16 protein-coding genes are annotated in these 20962 nt (G+C 39.4%); 4 read left to right on the top strand and 12 right to left on the bottom strand.

The genetic code is table 11. From position 1 onward, the window contains the following. Positions 1-328: 328 nt before the first annotated feature. The 11 genes from ACO0U8_RS08365 to ACO0U8_RS08315 form a co-directional block, all read right to left on the bottom strand. The gene (locus ACO0U8_RS08365) at positions 329-931 is read right to left on the bottom strand and encodes a helix-turn-helix transcriptional regulator (protein ID WP_132966393.1); all 603 of its coding nucleotides are present in this window, start codon (positions 929-931) and stop codon (positions 329-331) included. 584 nt (positions 932-1515) lie between these two features. Then, positions 1516-2130, bottom strand: a complete 615-nt coding sequence (locus ACO0U8_RS08360) for a helix-turn-helix domain-containing protein (protein WP_421670604.1) — start codon at positions 2128-2130, stop codon at positions 1516-1518. Positions 2131-3063: 933 nt separating this feature from the next. After that, the gene (locus tag ACO0U8_RS08355; protein ID WP_421670603.1) at positions 3064-4146 is read right to left on the bottom strand and encodes a fimbrial protein; all 1083 of its coding nucleotides are present in this window, start codon (positions 4144-4146) and stop codon (positions 3064-3066) included. A gap of 15 nt (positions 4147-4161) precedes the next feature. Further along, a complete protein-coding gene (locus ACO0U8_RS08350; RefSeq protein ID WP_159281388.1) occupies positions 4162-4827 on the bottom strand; it encodes a fimbrial biogenesis chaperone in 666 nt (221 codons plus the stop codon). Then, positions 4820-5338 (bottom strand): fimbrial protein, encoded by a 519-nt coding sequence (locus ACO0U8_RS08345; RefSeq protein WP_113876265.1) that lies wholly within the window; start codon positions 5336-5338, stop codon positions 4820-4822. Before ACO0U8_RS08345 ends, ACO0U8_RS08350 begins: the two co-directional genes overlap by 8 nt. After that, entirely contained in the window at positions 5331-5867 is a 537-nt protein-coding gene (locus tag ACO0U8_RS08340; protein ID WP_390976507.1) for a fimbrial protein, read from the bottom strand. Before ACO0U8_RS08340 ends, ACO0U8_RS08345 begins: the two co-directional genes overlap by 8 nt. A gap of 13 nt (positions 5868-5880) precedes the next feature. Then, positions 5881-8433, bottom strand: a complete 2553-nt coding sequence (locus ACO0U8_RS08335) for a fimbria/pilus outer membrane usher protein (RefSeq protein ID WP_421670602.1) — start codon at positions 8431-8433, stop codon at positions 5881-5883. After that, a complete protein-coding gene (locus tag ACO0U8_RS08330; protein ID WP_421670601.1) occupies positions 8415-9104 on the bottom strand; it encodes a molecular chaperone in 690 nt (229 codons plus the stop codon). The genes ACO0U8_RS08335 and ACO0U8_RS08330 overlap by 19 nt, the downstream gene beginning before the upstream one ends. Before the next feature lie 60 nt (positions 9105-9164). Beyond that, positions 9165-9728 (bottom strand): fimbrial protein, encoded by a 564-nt coding sequence (locus ACO0U8_RS08325; protein WP_421670600.1) that lies wholly within the window; start codon positions 9726-9728, stop codon positions 9165-9167. Between the two features lie 1043 nt (positions 9729-10771). Continuing rightward, a complete protein-coding gene (locus tag ACO0U8_RS08320; RefSeq protein ID WP_421670599.1) occupies positions 10772-12295 on the bottom strand; it encodes a DHA2 family efflux MFS transporter permease subunit in 1524 nt (507 codons plus the stop codon). Next, positions 12295-13392: an HlyD family efflux transporter periplasmic adaptor subunit gene (locus ACO0U8_RS08315; RefSeq protein ID WP_421670692.1), complete on the bottom strand. Its 1098-nt coding sequence runs from the start codon at positions 13390-13392 to the stop codon at positions 12295-12297. Before ACO0U8_RS08315 ends, ACO0U8_RS08320 begins: the two co-directional genes overlap by 1 nt. 535 nt (positions 13393-13927) lie before the next feature. On the opposite strand from ACO0U8_RS08315, the gene evgA reads away from it, so the two are divergent. Both evgA and ACO0U8_RS08305 read left to right on the top strand, forming a co-directional pair. Beyond that, on the top strand, positions 13928-14542 hold the full coding sequence (gene evgA, locus ACO0U8_RS08310; protein ID WP_112289462.1) for an acid-sensing system DNA-binding response regulator EvgA: 615 nt from the start codon (positions 13928-13930) through the stop codon (positions 14540-14542). Then, positions 14535-17801 (top strand): response regulator, encoded by a 3267-nt coding sequence (locus ACO0U8_RS08305; RefSeq protein ID WP_421670598.1) that lies wholly within the window; start codon positions 14535-14537, stop codon positions 17799-17801. The genes evgA and ACO0U8_RS08305 overlap by 8 nt, the downstream gene beginning before the upstream one ends. Positions 17802-17819: 18 nt before the next feature. On the opposite strand, the gene ACO0U8_RS08300 is transcribed toward ACO0U8_RS08305, so the two are convergent. Next, positions 17820-18455: a YfdX family protein gene (locus ACO0U8_RS08300; protein ID WP_421670597.1), complete on the bottom strand. Its 636-nt coding sequence runs from the start codon at positions 18453-18455 to the stop codon at positions 17820-17822. A gap of 267 nt (positions 18456-18722) precedes the next feature. Here ACO0U8_RS08300 and ACO0U8_RS08295 point away from each other — a divergent pair, with 267 nt between their 5' ends. Then, positions 18723-19013, top strand: a complete 291-nt coding sequence (locus ACO0U8_RS08295; protein WP_157960996.1) for a DUF2913 family protein — start codon at positions 18723-18725, stop codon at positions 19011-19013. Positions 19014-19576: 563 nt separating this feature from the next. Next, positions 19577-20962, top strand: a complete 1386-nt coding sequence (locus tag ACO0U8_RS08290; RefSeq protein WP_421670691.1) for a glutamate decarboxylase — start codon at positions 19577-19579, stop codon at positions 20960-20962.

The raw sequence follows: 20962 nt of genomic DNA, 5'->3' as shown, positions 1-20962 counted from the left end.
GATATTAATAAGGAATTCTATTATATACCTCTGTCATTGTAGACTGAAGATTCTATATTAAAATGATGAGTGCGCCATTTAGTGGGGTGGGGCTCGAGTTTATGAATATACCGTTGCTCCTTCGTAAATTTATTAGCCCAACTATCATACTTCGCTACATGCAATTTAAAAAGTGTGAAAAAAACTCATACATTGTTCCGTACAATGTATGAGTAAGCCAAGTGGCCAATACCAGGGAATCAAAAACACTATAATAAATAGTGAGTTAGTAAATTTCCTGAACCGGGACGAACTTATTGATTACAAGTGTCTGACCGAAATTTAAGTTCTAGAATTGTTGCATGTGAATGAGCTTAATTCTGTATTCCAGTAAAGTGCTTACTTTGTATTTCTGCATAGCTGACCTTAAATGAGAGCTAACTGTTTTAGGTGTTATGCCCGTTATTGTACTTATCTCATTATGGCTTAGACCTTTCCTGAGCAGATCAGAGACTTTACGTTCCTTATTTGTTAAGGCTAAATTTTCAGTTCTTACAAAAAGATTATTCCTAATTAAAGGCGAACCAAACATAACCATTTTAAAGATGTTTAAAATCTGATCTAATCCTGTGTCAGGGGCAATAAAAAGTGCATTTTCATACCCTCTTATGCCTCTCACAACTTCTGACATTGAAAAAGTACAGAAAACGATCACTGCTCCTCCTCTATCAAGCGAAGGGCTACGTTCAGGTAACTTTTCAAATATGCTCCTGGAAGATAAGACGACAATATCAGCTTGAAAATAATCGTTATATCTTGACTCATGTCGATTAATGAGCCTTACATTTACTACATGAGAATGATATATATCATCTAAAAGTTTTTGCAAGCCAACCTTAAAGTAATAATCCTTGCAGTAAATAGAAAAAAGTGAATTTCCATATGACAACATATTCAAAGTCCATATTAATAGCAACAGCTCTAGCGAATTGCAATTGAATATCTTAAGCAATCGCTAATAAAAAAACTTAAAGATCGTTATCCTTTTTACCAACAGGAACTAACTAAAGCAACTCGTCAAAGCTGTAAGGAGAAATGACATAATGAGCATAATCCTAATATCGAAAACGAAATAGTGGCTTCTCTTTAAATTAACAAACCAAATAAAATAGGAATATTCATACTGCACGTTGTGCCCAATTAGGATTGAAGCGATATAAACTAGGATTTTTCACATGCAGCAAGAAATAATAACATAAGTGATTAATCATAATCATAAATCACTAATTGCTAGCAACGATAGATACAATCACATTGATAGAAATTAACATTTTAAACGCCTTGATAATTTAAAATGAATAATCAATTCATTCCAAAGAATGCCCCGTTGTGGACGTTTCATCATGGTTGAAGTGAAGACGTTACTCACCCCACTTTGGGCGGAATAAGATATGCAAAAAGACAATTAAGTATAGAGTTCACTGACATCTTCCATTTCGCGTTGTTAGATTCCTGATATAAATCATGGTGACTAACTCAATTGAAGCCATCGAGAGTATCGATATGTGAAAGCTTTACTCTGTACTCTAACAAAGTCTTAACTTTAAATTTGGTCATGGCTGATCTTAAATGTAAACTCACAGTCTTTGGGTTAATGCCTGTAAATTGACTAATATCATATTGATTTAGTCCTTTACTCAATAGTGAAGACACACGCATTTCATTACAGGTCAAGGGGGCCAAACCCGTCTTTGTAAACAAAGATTTTTTTGCTCCTTCCGTGCCAAACACTAGCACACAAAAAATCTGAGCTAACTTCTCCAGTTTGACATCCATCGGAATACACGAAACGAGATCGTATCCTGTAATACCGGTGAGTATGTGTGTCATTGAGTCAGAACAAAATATTATTGCAGCGTGATTCTTTTTTTTCTTAAGAATTTGTTCAGGTATTTTCTCATATATAGCCTTAGAAGACAGAACTATGATGTCAACGACAAAATAGTCAGCGAGCTCTAATTCGAATGGAATGCCATTATTAACAGGCAATTTAACTGATGAACATATGTCCTTAAAGATTTCTTGTAATCCTATTTTAAAAAAACGATCTTCACAATGAATAGAAAATAAACAACTCCCAATTACAAACATAATCAGACCTAGTTATTGAATTTAATCTTGATATAAAATAAAATATCCGCAGCATGGCTAAAATGCATATCGTAATTAAAAAAAACACTTTAACCATCATGCATATAGAATATTTCCCATATCATTAATGAACGCCAAAAGGGAATGCTAAGTATTTCTATCTCAGAATTTTACATTACTGTTCCTGACAGGATAGTAGTGAGTGATGTTTATCATGACACTGTTTAACTAAACAGCAGTCTAACAACATCAAAGATAAAAACTTAATCCACTATTGATAACGATTTATAAATCTTTAAGATTACTGAGCCCTGCCTGCCTTACAGAACTCCGCACGTATTTATATTATTAACGCATTGTTAGTCATAAATTTAAAATCAATGTAATAATATTTCATTATCGTGTAAATTAATGTTTATGTTGGCGTTATGTATCTTGATGTGAGGAATAAGATATGTAAATTAATGAATTTTTGTACACTTAAAGTAGTTGGATGTAATTGGACATGGTTTTTTATATTCTCCGGGAAAAAGGCTGGTATTCATTCAGACTCAAAGAAACATTATATTCATGAAGTCAGAGCAAGCTGAGATATTCCATGATGTAGTAGTTATCACTGTGCAAGCTTCAATAAAATTAGCGTATTAATAACCAGACATCACTGCGTTTTCTGCCCGGCTGCGGCCACCGAAGCCTCAGGGTTTATATCCAAACCCCATCCGGGGCATGGATTTTGTTTTTATGCGTTGTTTGACAGGCGACGACTGCGCCTGTTGACAGTTATAAAACCTTACACCCGCGAATGCCTGGGAATATGTGTGGGAAAGGATCAGCATTGGGCAGCAGTGGACAGAAGTGGCTGGGATGCTGACAACCACGCGCTCAGGCTCTTTTTACCGTATTTGCAGAGAATCGATACATAATGTTGCTAGGTTATTGATAAGAATAAGTAATGCCTATCAATGATTTTGCAGTACCACTCTTTAAGTCTTTGGATGTATCACGGACGTAACTAAATCCTAAAGTAAGTGCCATCGGAAGGTTTTTGTCAGAACCCACAACACCGCCGCTGTTGCCAATAAAATACTTAGTCTGGCCGGGGATATCTTTTGCTGAGCCATCAGGACCGAAAGAAAGCTGGGTTCCGGAAGAATTCGTTAATGTGAAACCTATACCCGAAGCTGTTGAATCAGAGGTTAAGGAGGTGATAGTGCTTCGATTAGCAGGATTATTTAAATCTGAAACTGAGTAATACAGTGCGATGCTTGGATCGCAAACAAGCGAGAATGTTACCTGCTGAGTATTTATTAATTGTGATGCAGCCGAATTGAGTAAAGAAGACATGGCCACAGCCCCCATGTCAACAGAAGTTGTCACGACATTTGGGGTACAAGTTCTAATTGAAGCTCTTACATTTGCGCTACCTGTACTGATATGAATAATTTCCTGGAGGGTATTTGTTTCATCGTAACATTCGAAACGGAACATTTCTTGCCCCGGAATTAAGGTATAGCCATCATTAGGGCGGTCTGAACCTTTCCAAATATACGAACCATAAGTAGTAGGTATTCCATTATAAACGCGTGCACCATTATCATAATTACCACTCCAGACAGTAGTTCTGACTGTTTGTCCGTAAGTTATCATCGCTGCATTAGATGACACATTATAAAAGGGAATTAGTGCAAACCCCGGTGCGCCAGTATCAAACAAATACATAACACTAGAACCTGCACTTGAATAAGTCTGACCTAAATAGCTTGCAACTGGAACGTAATCAACCCTTCTAAGGCTATAATTAATTGTATTGTTCGAACATATTTTTACCTGCCTGCCTATCCCCGAACCAGCTAAGACAGTAGCAAATGCCATGCTATCCGCAGCATTATTAATAACAATGTCCCCAGAAGTATAATTCCTCGAGTAATAAGACTCAACTACAGCAAGACCTTCTTTAGGAAAACAAATTAAGGTTAATACTATAAAAAAAGGGAACAAGTAAGTGCTTTTGTTCATGATTCATCCTTATAATCAACTATTAAAATTATTCATATGTATTTTTTTAAGTATTGAGTCATCATCGTCGACTACAAAAACCCAAAAATTACATTTCTTCAATTTGCAAAATTTACTTACATTGACTTTCCCTTCAGGAATTAAAGTTATTCTGCTATCTAATTTCTCAGTGCTCGGATATTTTATATTGATAGTCAAAACGAAATTGGAATGATTTCTTAACCAAAAAATGTCATTACCTTCCTTTACCAAGGCAAGGAGCGCAGGATCAAATTTTGAGAGATTATCATGTCTGTAAATCAAATTAAAATGTGACCTCAGTGCCAATGATATTGTACTGAAATCCTTCATTTTCTTTGAGTTGGGTATAAATGCAATAGTCAGTGAATATAGTTGGTCGGCTTTAATATTTTCTATTTTATCTGGGATCAGCATCTGTATATTAGATGTGTTCTTAGCAAGTAAAAATAAAGGAGGGGTTACGACAAAGCGACCTTCATCGTTTCCAGAAATATTGGTTTTGACTAAATAATCATTTTCATTGTCATTGATGATTTTTATAGGCAAACTTTTGGTATTTTGAGTAATTATAAAACGGGTTCCGACGACAGAAACACCTGCCAGAGAGTCCGCACTCAATATAATCAGAGACAATATTAAGATAAAAACTATTCTAGTCATAGGAGATTTCAAATGATGTGACGCCCGTGACTTTTCCGGGAGACATTTCGCCAGATGTTTTAACATAGGCAGCGTAGAAACTTAGTTTATTAATATCCGATGAATGAGTTAAATTAAAGCTACTAAAATTATTCCTGATGTCCAGGTTAGTTATATTCATGTCATATAATCCAATGGCTACACCATTTGCTTCACCCTCTGCACCAGAATTAATCTGAAGCAAATTAGGCATTTTCTCATCGCTAGCTCCAGTAAATCTCACGTTGACTGTGTTAATTTCTAAAGGACAATTTTCAATTATTATATTAAATGGTGTGAGACCAAAAGGGACTCCTAAATTCTTACCATTTAAGAGTCCAGTCGTCATGTTAACAACGGAGTTATCGCTCCCGGAAGAAAGAGAGCAAGTTGATGAGCTCAACTTTGCACTGATATTTATAGTTATCTGCTCAGCACTACCTGGAAAACAGGTAAAAATAAAACCCAGACAAATTAAAAATTGTTTAATCATAATACATATCCAGGAAAAGTACTGATGACGCGTCACCAGCTAAAACAGGAACTGCGACTGCTCTGTATTGCAAGAAGAATTTTAAATTATATTTTTCAGTCGTTACAGGTGAACCCAGGGCTAACTTGGTGTTCAAAGGAATTCGATTACCCTTATCATCTAATATTTCAATAGCAAGCCCTTGCGCAAGAGGCTCCGACAGATTTGGTTGGCCCTTAATCTTTAGCAACGTCGGATCAAGTTCGTTGGCCTCACCTGTAAATTGGTAAGAAATGTTGCTCGAAGTACCCAGGCAGTCTAAACCAATGTCTATCTCTTCCTTATTACTCACATTCCCTGGCGCTTTGAAGGCTGATGTATTCAAGTCAGAAAAAACAACATTCTTGGTGAGGTCTTCACTATTTACATTACAATTTTGATCTCTCAAAGCGCCATTTATACTTACCATCACATCAGCAGCATAACTGCGTAGGTTTATAGCGTTGATCAGAACAAACAAGAAAACATATTGGAAAAATTTAAGTTTCAAAACACATCACTCCTCAGTGACATTCGACATGAGTTCTATTTATTGTTCTAGATTTAAAATTCTCGTCATAATGTATTACAAATTTACAAGTGTCCTCTTCATCCCATTTTACTTTATATGTGGCATTATTACTGACTCCAGTCAGATATACTGTTCCATCATCATTGGCAATAGCGAATGAGTTATTTCCTTCTTCGCTCACGATTGTTCCAAATCGTATAGGTCTGTTTTTATATTTAACCGAAACTAAGAAGTTATAGCCTCTTTTAACATCAAAAACTACTTTCGAGACAGCGCCTCGCGTTGGAGCCACTTTGATAACTCTGCCTTCTATATCGAAGTCATCACCAAATGTTAAAGGATCCAATTCAACATCATTATAATGATATGGCGATGCATAGGGGATAAGAGCATATCCATGCTTATCTATAGTAATATTTTCACCTGCTCGGTTAATTCTTGCTCCGCTAGCACCAGCAGCTTCAACCAGGATTGCAGTGTCATTCGCTTGTTGAGAGAAAACAATACCATTTTCATGTGCTAAAATAGAACCGCTAACTCCGTAATCTGCTTGTTTTGTTACAGGGGAGAATGTTAAACCTGATTTAAATCTTGCATAATCAGACCTATAATTAGCGGAAAGATATGTTGTATTGTTATCATGTTCTCTGTTAATACTTTGATTTATATTATAATCCATTCTATTGTCTAACGCAGTACCATACAAGCTTGTATTATTATTGTATGTTCCATCCTGTTTGTTATAAGTATAGCTATTGGAAATATATGCAATGTTGTTCCGCCCGCGACCGGAAAGGGGTATGGTAAAAGATACAAAAAACAAATTATTTTTTGTTTTATTGTACTCATATTTATTAAAACTTAAGGACAGCATCATGTTATTGAGTTTGTTAAAGGTTTTATTCCAACCTGCTTGAATGTTTTTCGATGTACCGCCGTTCCAATAATCCGTAGTATTACCCCATAGAGATAACTGCCCAAAATTGTTTAGATTTTGGGATATATTCCACTGATATGAAGCTTTCCTTGCACCGGAATAATTATAGTTCACTGACTCTCCAGTAAGCGGGTCAATATACTGGTTGTTATCTTTTTGAACCGCTTCATTAAGTGAGTAATAATTAGATGTTGAATATCTATAGCCGGTTATCTGTATATTTGTTCCAATATCCTGGAAAGACTTTGAGTACAACACTCTATAGGATTGTCCAACTTCTTTGTCATGCGCATCCTCAGTGTAATACGAATTGATGGCATCAAATGATAGCGCACCAATCCCACCTAAATCTTTTGCTAAACCGAGTCCTAAGGATCGATAATTTCCTGATAACTGAGTGCCACCATAAATTGTAGTTTCATGCGGCAAGCCAAATGAAGCAGAACCTTGAAAAAATGATGCTTTCCTGGCAGCCTGGAGATCAAGTTCGCCTGCTGTAGCAGAATAATTATATAGTCCCGTTTTTAACAAATTAGGCAATGTAGAGTAGGGAATTATAAAATTTTTAACAGTACCGTCTGCAGCAATGAGTTCTACCTGATAATCACCACTGCTACCTACCGGGTTCAAATCCTTAATATCGTAGGGGCCTGCATCAACATAAGTTTGGTATACAATTACACCATTTTGTCTAATTGTTAACTTAGAGCGGCTATCTGCTATACCTTTAATCGGAGGTGAATACCCTCTTTCACTTTCCGGACGCATTTCTTCAGATGTAGCCAGTGTAACACCAGTATAGGTAAGTGAATCAAATAAATTAGATCCTAATGAATTTTGACCTATGATTAGATTGCTTTTAAGCCCCTGAATAGCTCTGCTCGCAAAGACGTTATTTATCTTTTTTTCATTGTGATGACTTACACCGTAATGACTCTGATTCCAGTAGATATTACCATTAAAACGCCATGCTCCGTAGTTCAGCTTATTATTAAAGCTAAAATAAGACGATGAAAAATTGGAGTTATTTGTGTTTTTTGAGTTACTCCCGGTAAAGTCATAATTACTAATAAATACGGGAATACCATCATCCCAGTCTCTTACATCAGCCAGGCTAGAGCGTGTGGCATCAAGATATATTTGAGGTATAGATATTCTCAGAAGCAGCTTCGACATCTCGACCTGATACGATGAGCCACTAACATTTTTTTGTAAGTCTATGCATTTACTATTATCTCCAATAGCTCGCAATTTCTTTTTTAGACTATCGTTAAATGGCATAAGGTCAACTAACTCAGATGTGAAGCACGGTTCAACTTTTTTTTCCTTCGAATTCACTTCGACAAAACGAATTTTACTGTTCTTGATGAATTTGTCGCCTACATAAACATCAAAATAATAAACGCCAGGTGTAACGTTATTATTTTTAGATATAAATGATAAATCATGCAGAGAAGCTACATCACTACCTAAGAACAATGGATTGAAATAATCCTCAGCATGTACCTGAGCTATGCGTACAAAAAGCAAAGCAAATGTAATAAATCTTAAGGAATACATTTCTAGATCCAATCGTTTATTTTTTAAAATTAAGACTTTAACTTGCAAGTATTATTATTGACTTGCACTCCATAATCGTTGATGAAACTATATTTTATTTCTGATCCTGATGATTTTATAGCAATGCTTACATTGCCAAATGGGGCAATGGTTTCCGCCTTAGAAACTTCTTTGTTATTGATGCTAACATTGACCATATTTACGTAGTATGGTGATGTGTTTTTAATTTGTAATGTTTTACCGTTGAGCTGGCAAGCGAGCGTTTTTGCAGCATCGCTCGCTTCGCTATTCAAATCATTTGGCCTTATGAATAATTTTATTTTTGTTGTAATTGAAACCAATAGCGAGTTATTAAGCTCTTGTTCCTCTTTACTTAAAGATGGGATCACTTTAGCATTGAAATAAAAAAGTTCCTCTCTGTCATTGGGTAATTTATTTTTATCACCAGCATAAACAATACGTAATACGCTGTCAGTATTTGCATTTAACACAAATAGTGGTGGAGTTACGATAAAGTCATCGACTTTATTTCCCTGCTTATCGGTAACCCAGGATTGGACGAGGAAATTATTTTTCTTATCGTTATTAAATATTTTTATCGCAGTTTGACTTTTATCTGCCGGGTATATTAAACGAGTAGCCCCTAACGAGACCCCTTCGGCGAAAGCAGGGGGCATAATAAAAGTTAAAATGAGTAAAATTAATAAATTAAATTTCAAGGTTTTCCCCTGGGATTATTCAATTATTAGCTGGTCTCGAGTACCAGCTAATATTATTATTTAGTTATAGGTAAGCATGAAATTTGCTACGGACTGAACTTTGCCAGCACCGACTACGGCTGCAGTGGAAACATAGTCCGCTGCAAAATTAATAGTCGATGTAGCGCCTTCGTTCAATGCTACTGGTGCGGTTTGTCCAGTACCTAGAGCTAAGGCTTCATTATTTGGCCCATAAATCTGCAACCCGACATTTGTTGCAGCGCCAGCGCCTGCATTATTTGCCAGAAGGTTAGGTGAAGTCGCATCAGCTTGTCCTGTGAAACTTACGCTAACATTTTTATATGTCGTCGTGTCGCAATCCTGTAAGGAAATGGTGAATGGTTTACGTGCATTAGCTACCTGGTCTTTAGCAGTAAATACGCTTGATCTCACAGTATCCAGATTAACAATTTTATTTGTGTCGTCACTGGCAACAGAACATGCGCCTTTAGTAATTTCTCCATTAAAAGTTACCTGGCCGCCAGTTGTTGTAACCGGATCAACTTCACCCTCAGCATAAGCAGCTGATGCTGAAATTAAAAAACCGAAAGCAAAAACAGGTAGTAACACATTCTTCATTTTCATAAAATCTTCCTTGCTGTAATTACCAATGTTAAGTGTTGAGAACGCTAACCCCGGCAGAACAGTATTTCAGACATACCGGGAAGCGGAGCAAGTTTAAGGGTATCAATTCTCCAGAATCAAGCTGGTATTAATTCCCCTGTCATCCTTCACTGATGATATTTGTGGGTATAATCCTAAAAATATCATCTTTGGCAAATTAAGATTTTCCTCGATTTGGATTTTAAAAATATATTCAGATCAATAATTTTTCGTACAGTAAACATCCAGCGGTTAGGAGTAATCGCATTTTTCATGGTTTCTTAAGTTATATAATTAGTTATAACAACCTGTCTCACCTCATAAAACGTCAGAAATTAATTGTCAAAAACATTTATAAATAACTTTTTGTCATCTTTTTTGCCCCTCAATACTTCCTTATCACCTTTATGAAGCTATGAGTTGGGTGACATCATCCACATGCTGACCGAAATCATATCTATGGAACTGCTAAAGCCACCTTTTACAACTGATTGACTGTATCCAGAGGATGGAAATCGCTGATTTTATAAATGCTAAAGCCCGTGAGGATGAGAACTGTCATCTGAGGCAGTTTTCCCAAAGCGAAGACTGGTAGTTCAGGCACATAATCGGAGGTTTGGTAGGACTCAGGCTGCTGTCACATAAATGTAATATGTCCGAATGATAGTAAAATTTGAAACTTGCCGATTTTTCACGTCAAAAAATCATTCGCAACTTCAAAATAACCCACTCAGGGGAGAGGGATGTTATTTACGTTTCTGTGAACTATCCCGTTAACTGAGAAACCAGTCGCGGTTATATCTGTATTTACACAGAGCCAGGGGTAGGGAAAGTGGCAGACAGACGTAATCGCTATTCTGTTATCACAAGGTTTAGAGTGCCCGAAGCTGTAAACCACCATAGAAATAATAATCTAAATATAGAAATGTACAGACGGGCAGGGGACGTTGACAATTAATCAGACTGGATTTATTAACGCTAAATATAAATTAAACACTCGTTTCATGCCCATCAGTATCCTCCTCTTATTTTTTATAAGGTTTAGCAAACCAAACCAATAAAGTGAGTGTAAGAAAAACATAAGACGAAACAGAGAATATTTCATTCGCAGAAATCAGCAGTGATTGCTGAGTAATGGTCTGATTAATGTATTCCAGCGCCTGAGAAGTGCTTAATCCTGCCGTTTTTAACTTGCTGATATAATGCTCAAAAACAGGATTGGCACAATTAACATTTTCTGTTAACTGGGCGTGATGCACCGATTCTCTCCGGCTCCATAACGTCATCGTCAAAGATGTCCCTACAGAACCTGACAGAGTGCGCAAGAAATTACTCAGGCTTGTAGCACTGGCCAATTTATCGTAAGAAAGTCCTGCTAAAGATATCGTTGTTAAAGGCAGAAAGAAGCACGCAACCGCAAACCCTTGTATCAACTGCGGCCAAATAATTGACGTAAAATCGATCGTCGGCGTGAAAGTAACAGAACGCCAATGATAGCATATGAAATAGACCGTAAAGCTGAATGTAACCAGCAGCCTCATGTCTATGTTCTTATTGTAGCGACCAATGAGTGGAGCGATGATCAGTGGCATTATGCCTATCGGTGCGTAAGCTAAACCAGCCCAAACTGAAGTATAGCCATATACACTCTGTAAAAGTTGAGGCATCAAAACAATAGCGCCGGAATAGATAAGATAGGCGCAAACAATACATAAAATGGCGATGCTAAAATTCAGGGATTTGAAAAGACTTAAGTCAACCAGGGGGTTTTTATCTTTTATTTCATGCAGCACGAATAAGGGCAAAGCCACAACGCAAATTATTGTGAGCGTCACAATCGTGGAGGAGCTAAACCAGTCAAGGTCTTTGCCTTTATCCAGCATTATTTGCAGAGACCCCACTCCCAATACCAGCAGGCTTAGTCCAATCAGATTGAGTTTCACTGGTTGAGTGGCAGTTTCCCGGCCCTTCATTAAGAAAGAACAAACTAAAACTACCGCGATACCCATAGGGACATTAATAAAAAAGATCCATCCCCAATGGTAATTATCGCAAATATAGCCCCCGAGAATAGGGCCAAAAATCGGGGCGATGATAACGGTCATAGACCAGATAGCTAAAGCGTAGGTGCGTTTCTCCGGGGGATAATTGCGCAGGAGCAGGCTTTGAGATAACGGAATGAGGGGGCCTGCGACTAATCCCTGAATGATACGAAAGAAAATCAGCATATCGAGACTGGAGGCCACTCCGCAACAAAACGATGTCATGAAAAAGAGTGTGACAGACATTAAAAAAAGACGTCGTTCTCCTAAACGCAACGAAAGTCGCCCCGTGACAGGAATCGAAATAGCATTCGCCACACCAAAAGATGTAATAACCCAGGTTCCTTCATCGGAAGAAGCGCCCAATGACCCGGAAATCGTTTGGATCGCCACATTCGTTATTGTTGAGTCGAGCATTTGCATAAAAGTCGCCATTGCCAGCGCAATAGTGACAAAAATTAGGGTGCTGCCTTTCAGCGGCGGGAGTACTGATGATGAACACGCCATTATTTTGCCCCGTTTCGCGCAATAATCCCGGTGATCACACTTTCAATTCCCCGTGTTTCGACCACAAGCGCCTTACTGCTTAAGGCGGGGGTTGAAATAACATGTTTTGAAAGTGTTTCATCACCCACCTCATCTTGACCGCTGGAATAGAGCTTCGCCGTCGTGGAGAGACCAATTCGCAAGGGATGTTCAAGCAGTTGCGCTGGATTGAGTGCGACCCGCACTGGTACGCGCTGAACGACTTTAATCCAGTTACCTGTGGCATTTTGCGCTGGCAGGAGAGAGAAACTACCTCCAGTTCCCATATTTATCCCGGTGACATGTCCTTCATATGGGACGTCATCTCCGTAAATATCACTGATAATGGTCACTTTCTGGCCTAAAGAAACGCCGCTAAGCTGGGTTTCTTTGAAGTTTGCATTAACCCACATTTGTTCAACAGGAATGACTGACATCAACGTTTGCCCGGCAGAAACAGTCTGACCAACCTGCACATTTCTTTCTGCGATATACCCTGTCACCGGGCTGCGGATCACCGTACGTTGCAAAGTGATCCACGCCTCTCGAACGGCATCTGCGGCCTGCAGAACCTGCGGTTGTTCATTAATGGGCGTATCAAGCAACAATGCTTTGCTGGCTTTATATTGCTGAATGGCTGCATCTAATGCTGCTTTTTGGGAGGACACCTTATTTCGATAATGTTCAAGCGCTATTCTGGCAATCAATGCATCACGGCTCAGTCCGGTTTGACGCTCGTAATCAGTTACCGCCTGGCTGTACGCAATTTTTGCCTGCCTGACATCTGCTTCAAGCTGGTCATTCTGAAAGGCAAGCTGTTGTGTTTGCCGGACAACATACGCCAGGTTATGTTTAGATTTTTTATAAGCGAGTTGTGCATCGGTATCATCAAGAACCGCCAGCACATCACCTTCCTTTACAAATTCGGTGTCAGTATGGTTAACCGTAATGACACTTCCATTAATGAGCGCTGATACCGGATTTATGTTTCCTGCTACATAAGCATCATCCGTGGTTTGCACGTTTCCCAGTAAGAGATATCTATATGCTAAGGTCACGAGGGAAATTGTTATAATCATAATAATAATGCTAGTGATGACTATTTTTTTATTCTTAAAATCTATTTTCACCGGATATATCCACAATTATTTCTTGATGTCGACGCTGTCAGACATCAATGACAAAAAGGCAGAACTCAGTAAAGAGTTTAACTTCCTGATAACTTGGGTTTAAGCTGCACGTTCTGGAACTATTAGATAATAGAAAGGCATGGTATTTATAGAAGAATGATTCGTATTCTTTGTAGAATTTTTCTTACGTATGTAATCGATGGCTGAAATAATTAATCTAAAATTAACAATATTAAAACAATATATTGCTGAATGCGTATAGCTCTCATCTTTAACTATGCCCTCATTTATATTGCGTTTATATTCACTCCCATAATAAATGTTAGAATGTTTTTCATGTGGCAACCTCACTAATTAATATTTAACGACTCGCATATTTCAATTGTAAATGTCGTAATATGTATTTCTCATATTTTCTCGGACACAGGAAATTTGAAGGAATTGATGTTTAATTTTCGTTAAATCAAAGGATGATGATTTAATAATGAAGGCAATAATCGTAGACGACCACCCTATCGCACTCATCGCGATAAGAAATTTGCTTAATGCAAATGGAATAGACATTTTGGCAGAACTGGATGAAGGGGGAAACGTCGTCAATAAAGTCGAAACGCTAAAACCCGATCTTCTTATCATTGATGTCGACATCCCTGTACTAAGCGGTATCGAAGTGCTGGAGCAATTACGTAAGCGTCGTTATTCAGGGGCTATTATCGTCATTTCGGCTAAAAATGAAGTCTTTTATGGACAGCGCAGTGCAGAATTAGGAGCAAATGGATTTGTCAGTAAAAAAGAAGGACTTAATAATATTATGTCTGCAATTGAAGCTGCCAATAATGGTTACAGTTATTTCCCTTTCACGCTGAGTCGTTTTTATGGCGAGACAACAAGTGAACAAGGCAAACTGGATTCACTTTCCATGCAGGAAGTAAAAGTTTTCAGATATATGATTAACGGTACTGATTATACCAGTATCGCCAGTAAAATGAACATTAGCAATAAAACAGTTTGTACCTATAAAAGACGTTTGTTAGAAAAGCTTAACTGTAATTCTTTGATGGATCTTTTTAGTTTTGCGCAAAGAAATAAGCTTGGATAAACTCATGAAGATTTTTGCGTTTATACTTTTAATTGTGCTATTCCCTGTAAATGCGGCCACGGTAAAGAATATTGAAATAAAAAATAGTTTTATTAATAATTTTGAGAGGGTCAAATTAAGTAAGGATGAAATACGCCTGATTGCCCGTAAACAGAGTCTGGTTATTGGTACATGGACGCCTGAGATTTCACCCGTTGTTTACGATAGCGTTGACCATTATTACAGAGGAATTAATGCTGATTATCTGGCGTTAATGCAAAAGAGCCTGGGTGTTAAGATCACTATTACACTGTATAGCAGCGAGGCCGAAGCACTTGAAGAACTCAGAAAAAACCACGTCGATATGCTGCTTACCCCATTGACGCGTAAAGCCTATGAAGAGGATGATTTACTGCATAGCTCGGCTTTAGTCAGAACCTATCCGACGCTCGTGACATCCTTAAAAAACGCGATGCAGCCTTTATCAACAGATAAAACGGTCACTATTGCATGCTCTGAGTCATGCCCTCCTGCCGAGAGTATCAAAGCTGACTTCCCTAATGCAGTTATTAAATATTATGATACTGATTATCTCGCCATGTCATCAGTATCAGATAATGAAAATACTTACTTTATTGGTGATAACATCTCCACTGGTAATTATATTTCTAAGTTTTTTCCTCAGTCACTCTCAGTGATACGTTACTTTCTTCAGTCAGATCTGGATAATCACTTCATTTTTAATTCTGAACAAATCATACTCTGTGAAACTATCAATAACTTTATTCATGCAATATCAAATGAAACAAATATTCAGATTACACAAAACTGGCTAGACAGAGGGAACCTCTCATTTTTAAATAAGCCAATTTCATTAACTGGCCGAGAGAAGAGTTGGCTTAAAAAACATAAAAAAATACGTGTGCTTGTCAACCCATACTATCCTCCTTTTACAATCACCAATCACGAGAATGAAATTCGCGGCATTATGGGTGATATCTTGAATCTTATCCAGATACAAACCGGTATGGAATTTGAACCGGTATTTACTAATTCAAATGCTGAAATGATTAAGATAATTCTTAAAGGGGAGTGGGATCTGATCCCCGCCGCCACTTATAGCAGTGAAAGGGTAGATCATATTTCATTCAGTGATCCTTTTATGAAAGTCCCTTTTGTCCTAGTAACGAAACTAAAACGAGCAGTGGATACTTCGCTCAAAGATATTACTCAGGTCGCAATACCTTCTCACTTTACCATTGACCGTCAACTCAGGGATAAGTACCCACAGGTAAAATGGATCTTAGTAGAAAACACCAGCATTGCTATGAATATGGTGAATAAAGGTGAGGTTGATGCAGCAGTGACAACTCAATTATCAGCACGCTATATCATCGATCACTATTATCCTAATGCATTAAATTATATGCGCCTCTCCGATATGCCGCTTGCACCAATCAGTTTTGCCTTATCCAAAAGCGATCCTGAATTGAAATCCATTTTAAACAAAGCTCTTATGTCGATTCCACCGCGAGAGATACTTCAGTTGACTGAAAAATGGTCAAAGATGCCTAAAGTTCAGATCGAAACCTGGAACCTATACAGCAAGCAATTTTATCTCGTTATCGCGTTAGCCGGAACACTGATTATAAGTAGCCTGATTTGGGGAATTTATCTGTTAAGTGAAGTACGTAAACGTAAAGAGTCCGAGCGTCAGTTGGAAATTCAGCTTCAGCTGAAAGAATCTCTTTCCAGCGCACTTGAAGAGGAAAAAAATAAAGCGATTCTTGCAACGGAAGCAAAAAGTCAGTTTCTCGCCACGATGACACATGAATTGCGCACTCCTGTCAGCTCCATTGTGGGTTTCTTAGAGTTACTGGACGGTCATAAACTCGATGATCAACAACATCGGGAAGCTATTTCACAGGTATATTCCACAGCGCAATCATTGTTAGGGTTGATCGGCGAAATACTTGATGTTGATAAAGTGGCGTCAGGTAAATATCAGATTCACTACCAAAGAACCGATGTTAATAAACTGATTCTTGAAATATGCCGCTCTTTTGAGGGGATTACACAGAAAAAAAATCTTTCATTAAATGTTAATATTACTCTTCCCAATGATATACAGATACTCGTTGACCCTCAGGCACTCAGGCAGATTGTGAATAATCTCATCAGTAATGCTTTGAAGTTTACTGATAAGGGTTGGGTTCAGGTGTGTGTGCATCAGCATAGGTTTAGCGACTATCAAACCGGAATTCAGATCCTTGTCAGTGATACCGGATGCGGTATTTCCCAGGACGAACAGGCGACACTTTTTACGCGTTACTCCCAGGCCAGGTCCGGACGTTTGCAAACCGGGTCGGGCTTAGGGCTGGCGATATGTAAAGAGCTCGTTTCGCTGATGCATGGCACACTCACGATGGATAGCCAGCCCGGCAGCGGAACGACTCTTACCCTCAACTTACCTGTGGAAATATGTGCGCCACAGCCAGACATTTCCTCAGTACCTCAAAGTGAGCCTTTAGCTCTCGCCCCTCTCTCTATTCTGATAGCAGATGACCATCCAGCTAACCGCCTGCTGCTCAGGAGGCAATTACAAAATATCGGTTATGAGGTGCATGAAGCCAGTGACGGGGATGTGGCAGAGAAAATGCTAGGGAGAATGCATTTCGATTTGTTGATTACTGACATTAATATGCCGGGCAAAGATGGAATTACACTTTCTAAAGACATACGAAAAAGCCATCCCACTTTACAAATTTGGGGACTGACGGCAAATGCTCAGGAGCACATGCGAGAGAAATGTTTGCAAAGCGGGATGAATCTCTGTCTTTTTAAACCCGTTTCCCTGGGAACTCTGACCAATGAACTCAATAAGCTTGCGCGGGGGCGTCCGGTTACACCTGCGATTTCTCATCTCAATGTGGATGTACTTAATCGCAACACTGGCGGACAAAAGGATCTGCTCAATGAGCTGATTCAGGTTTTCTATCGTGAAGCTAAGAAGGATCTGGCTGAAGCTGAGAAGGCAATCACAGTGGGCTCTTTCAGCAAGTTCAGGCAGGCCATGCATCGCCTTCATGGTGCTTCTCAGCTTCTCGAAATAGCAGAACTTAAAACAATTCTTGTCCCTGTTGAAGCCATGGATGAGATTGAGTTGACGAATGAATATTGTCTGTCAGTGCTGAAATCAGTCAGAAGCATTTTGCAGGACGTCAGTGAAGAGATCACCATTATTTGTCCGGCAGACATTCAAGAACTGCCAGACAGATAATAATAGTGATATTTCAAATCATTTGGTTAAATCTATAAGCTGGCTTTCCACCACAATTCCATCTTCTGCGCTTTTCAACATCAGATTGGCTTCGTAGTATTTGCCAGTGTTGAGCAGATGGGTGGTCTCGGCAACGGCATGGCGTGTTTGCTGTAATGGCATCAGATACTGATTTTGCACCACGCTCATGCCAGCTAAACGCAGCGTGTCGACGGCTCCTTTTGGATCGCCCTCAGAGATTTTCTCGTTTGCCTTTTTAATGGCGGCCTCTTTTTCTGGTGAGGCAACGAAGTTCTCTGAAATCGAAAAATTAGAATTAATGATAATATACTGATCGTTAATCATCTTCGCATTATGATCCATCTTGGTGAACTTGCTCCAGTCTGTGCTGGTATCAGAGAGCAAGGTCGTCGCGTTAGCGATAAAGTTTTCGGCTTTTCCAGTATGCCCCTGAAATATGGCGACTCTGGCCAATTGTATATCGCGCATCGCATCAAATCCCTGTCCGGCCATGTGCAATACCTCTCCGGCTTCGCGTTGAACCTTTTTAACTGAAGTGGTTTCCGTTTTAACATCGGCCGTATTTTCTGACGCCCAAACTGGAGTCGCGGTCATCACGGTAGCTATCATGCTGGCTAATAATAAGTTTTTCATAATAATATCCTTTCAATAAATTGTTTCTGGAAAACATTTATAGAATAGGGTTTACATTGCCTGATGGTAATAGGACCGCCACCTTTATTGTGAGAGATATGACTTACACTTGTCATCCCTGTTTAGTATGGATTACAGATGTGAGATTGAGATGATAATGACGGGATGTTTATCCTATGTATTTTGATGAAAACAAAGAATAGATTGTCACACTAAATTCGTTATTGAAAAAACTATTATCTCTTTATCTTTATCAGGCAGAGAAAATTGAATAATACCAATGAAAAAATAGCTCATCTTTCCTGGTGTGCGCTGATAGCTCTTTACATCAACAATCACAGACATCCATCACAGGATGCCGCACAAGAAGACCTTTTTTTACGTCGCTGGCTAATAAATGCTCAACACCAAAAAAGGTTTCCCAAAGAAGTGGCGGGATCACTCAATGACATTATCTGCTATAGCAGGCAGTTAAGTCGGAAGGTGAGAATAAAAGAATATTTGCTGGATATATGGAACAGTTATTCAAGGTCAGAAGAGGACCCGCTGTCGTTATGAAACTGTCGTTATGAAGCTGCCCTCAGCATCAATATATTATTTTACGGTATCCACCCGACAAGAGGCATCATGCGTGTTGGAAAAATTTTACTTTTAACTCTCACTTCTTTCATGTTGCCGCAGTCCCTGGGCTCAACTATAGCTACGGGAAATACGGTTCCGCCAAAGATGGTTACATATGAAGAGTTTATTTTCCTGGAGTCAGATGATGTGTTTCCAATGACAACTTTGGAGACTGCAAATGACAAGGTTGTCCAAAGTTATAAATTAATTAGTTCCCATAAAGTAAGGCGTTTTTTATTGCGTCTATTATCGGGAAAATAACGTATTGATTATAATTTATTTATTGCAGAATTTGAATTGTAAACAGGTAACAGAAGTCACTGACTGTGGCGCGGTTTTATTTATCGTCTGTCAGGTTATCGTCTGTCAGGTCATAGTCTCCATGACATAAACGCTATCGAATTCCCCCGGCACCGTTCAATCTTTGATTTGGTCATTTATTGGCGTTGCTTATATTTTTAAATAAAAAACTTTTAATGGTTTATAAAGTGAGCGAGCATATGAAAGTTACACAATCGAATAAAGATGACGTTTATGCGTCAGCAGAGTTAGCATCATCATTACCCACTTCAGTTTTTCCAATAGCAGAGTGTGAGCCTCGCAATATATTTAATGCGATTCGTGATGAATTATTACTTGATGGTAATTCACGTCAGAACCTTGCGACTTTTTGTCAGACCTGGGTAGATGATGAAATCCGGGAACTTATGGATTTGTCCATCGATAAAAATATGATCGATAAAGATGAATATCCGCAAACTGCTGAAATTGAAGCTCGTTGCGTGCGAATGCTGGCGGACCTGTGGAATTCCCCCATGCCGACAACCACGCTGGGTTGTTCCACCATTGGTTCTTCAGAAGCGGCAATGCTTGGCGGGTTGGCACTGAAGTGGCAGTGGCGCAAGAAGCGCGCTCTGCAGGGGCTTCCTTCTGACAAACCAAATCTGATATGTGGCCCGGTTCAAATCTGCTGGCATAAATTTGCCCGCTATTTCGACGTTGAACTGCGTGAGATTCCATTGGAAGGCGATCGTCTTATCATGTCGCCGGAAGAGGTACTTAAGCGTGTGGATGAAAATACTATCGGTGTGATCCCTACGCTTGGCGTGACATTTACCTGCCAGTACGAGCCGGTGAAAGCAGTAAGCGATGCTCTTGATAAACTTCAGCTGCAGACCGGGCAGGACATCCCAATGCATATTGACGGCGCCAGCGGCGGTTTTCTGGCGCCATTCTGTGCCCCGGAACTGGAGTGGGATTTCCGTTTACCACGAGTTAAATCCATCAACGCATCAGGACATAAATTTGGTCTGGCTCCGCTTGGCGCTGGCTGGGTGATATGGCGCGAGTCGTCAGATCTGCCTGAAGAGCTAATTTTCAACGTTAATTATCTGGGCGGAAACATGCCGACCTTTGCGCTTAACTTTTCACGCCCTGGCGGTCAGATCGTTGCACAGTACTACAACTTCTTGCGTCTGGGACGAGAAGGGTACGCAAAAATCCATAACGCCTGTTACGCCACAGCCCAGTATCTGGCGGCAGAAATCGGCAAGCTTGGGCCGTTTGAGATCATTTTCGATGGCGACAGCCAAAAAGGTATCCCTGCACTGGCCTGGACGCTGAAAGAGGGGGCTTACCTTGGCGGTTACACGCTCTACGATCTGGCTGAGAAGCTGCGCGTGCGTGGCTGGCAGGTGCCGGCTTACTCCATGCCGTCCCACCGAGAAGATTTGGTGATTCAGCGCATTCTGGTCCGTCACGGTGTGAGCTACGACCTGGGCTGCCTGCTCATTGAAGATATGAAACGTGCGCTGAATGACTTCATGAGTCACCCGCTCAGCCAGCCTTCCAGCGCATCACGCACGGGCGGCTTTAATCACGCATAA

The sequence above is a fragment of the Rahnella sp. EDr1-12 genome, from assembly GCF_049206505.1.
In the GTDB taxonomy this organism is placed as follows: Bacteria; Pseudomonadota; Gammaproteobacteria; order Enterobacterales; family Enterobacteriaceae; genus Rahnella; species Rahnella rivi.
The sequence above is the reverse complement of the archived record's forward strand: the minus strand, read 5'-3'. Positions and strand labels throughout refer to the sequence as shown.

Coding starts and splice junctions, on each gene's coding strand:
- ACO0U8_RS08350 (WP_159281388.1), bottom strand. CDS start 4,827: ATGACTAGAATAGTTTTTATCTTAATATTGTCTCTGATTATATTGAGT.
- ACO0U8_RS08315 (WP_421670692.1), bottom strand. CDS start 13,392: ATGATTATAACAATTTCCCTCGTGACCTTAGCATATAGATATCTCTTA.
- ACO0U8_RS08345 (WP_113876265.1), bottom strand. CDS start 5,338: ATGATTAAACAATTTTTAATTTGTCTGGGTTTTATTTTTACCTGTTTT.
- evgA (WP_112289462.1), top strand. CDS start 13,928: ATGAAGGCAATAATCGTAGACGACCACCCTATCGCACTCATCGCGATA.
- ACO0U8_RS08365 (WP_132966393.1), bottom strand. CDS start 931: ATGTTGTCATATGGAAATTCACTTTTTTCTATTTACTGCAAGGATTAT.
- ACO0U8_RS08320 (WP_421670599.1), bottom strand. CDS start 12,295: ATGGCGTGTTCATCATCAGTACTCCCGCCGCTGAAAGGCAGCACCCTA.
- ACO0U8_RS08300 (WP_421670597.1), bottom strand. CDS start 18,455: ATGAAAAACTTATTATTAGCCAGCATGATAGCTACCGTGATGACCGCG.
- ACO0U8_RS08355 (WP_421670603.1), bottom strand. CDS start 4,146: ATGAACAAAAGCACTTACTTGTTCCCTTTTTTTATAGTATTAACCTTA.
- ACO0U8_RS08360 (WP_421670604.1), bottom strand. CDS start 2,130: ATGTTTGTAATTGGGAGTTGTTTATTTTCTATTCATTGTGAAGATCGT.
- ACO0U8_RS08325 (WP_421670600.1), bottom strand. CDS start 9,728: ATGAAAATGAAGAATGTGTTACTACCTGTTTTTGCTTTCGGTTTTTTA.
- ACO0U8_RS08290 (WP_421670691.1), top strand. CDS start 19,577: ATGAAAGTTACACAATCGAATAAAGATGACGTTTATGCGTCAGCAGAG.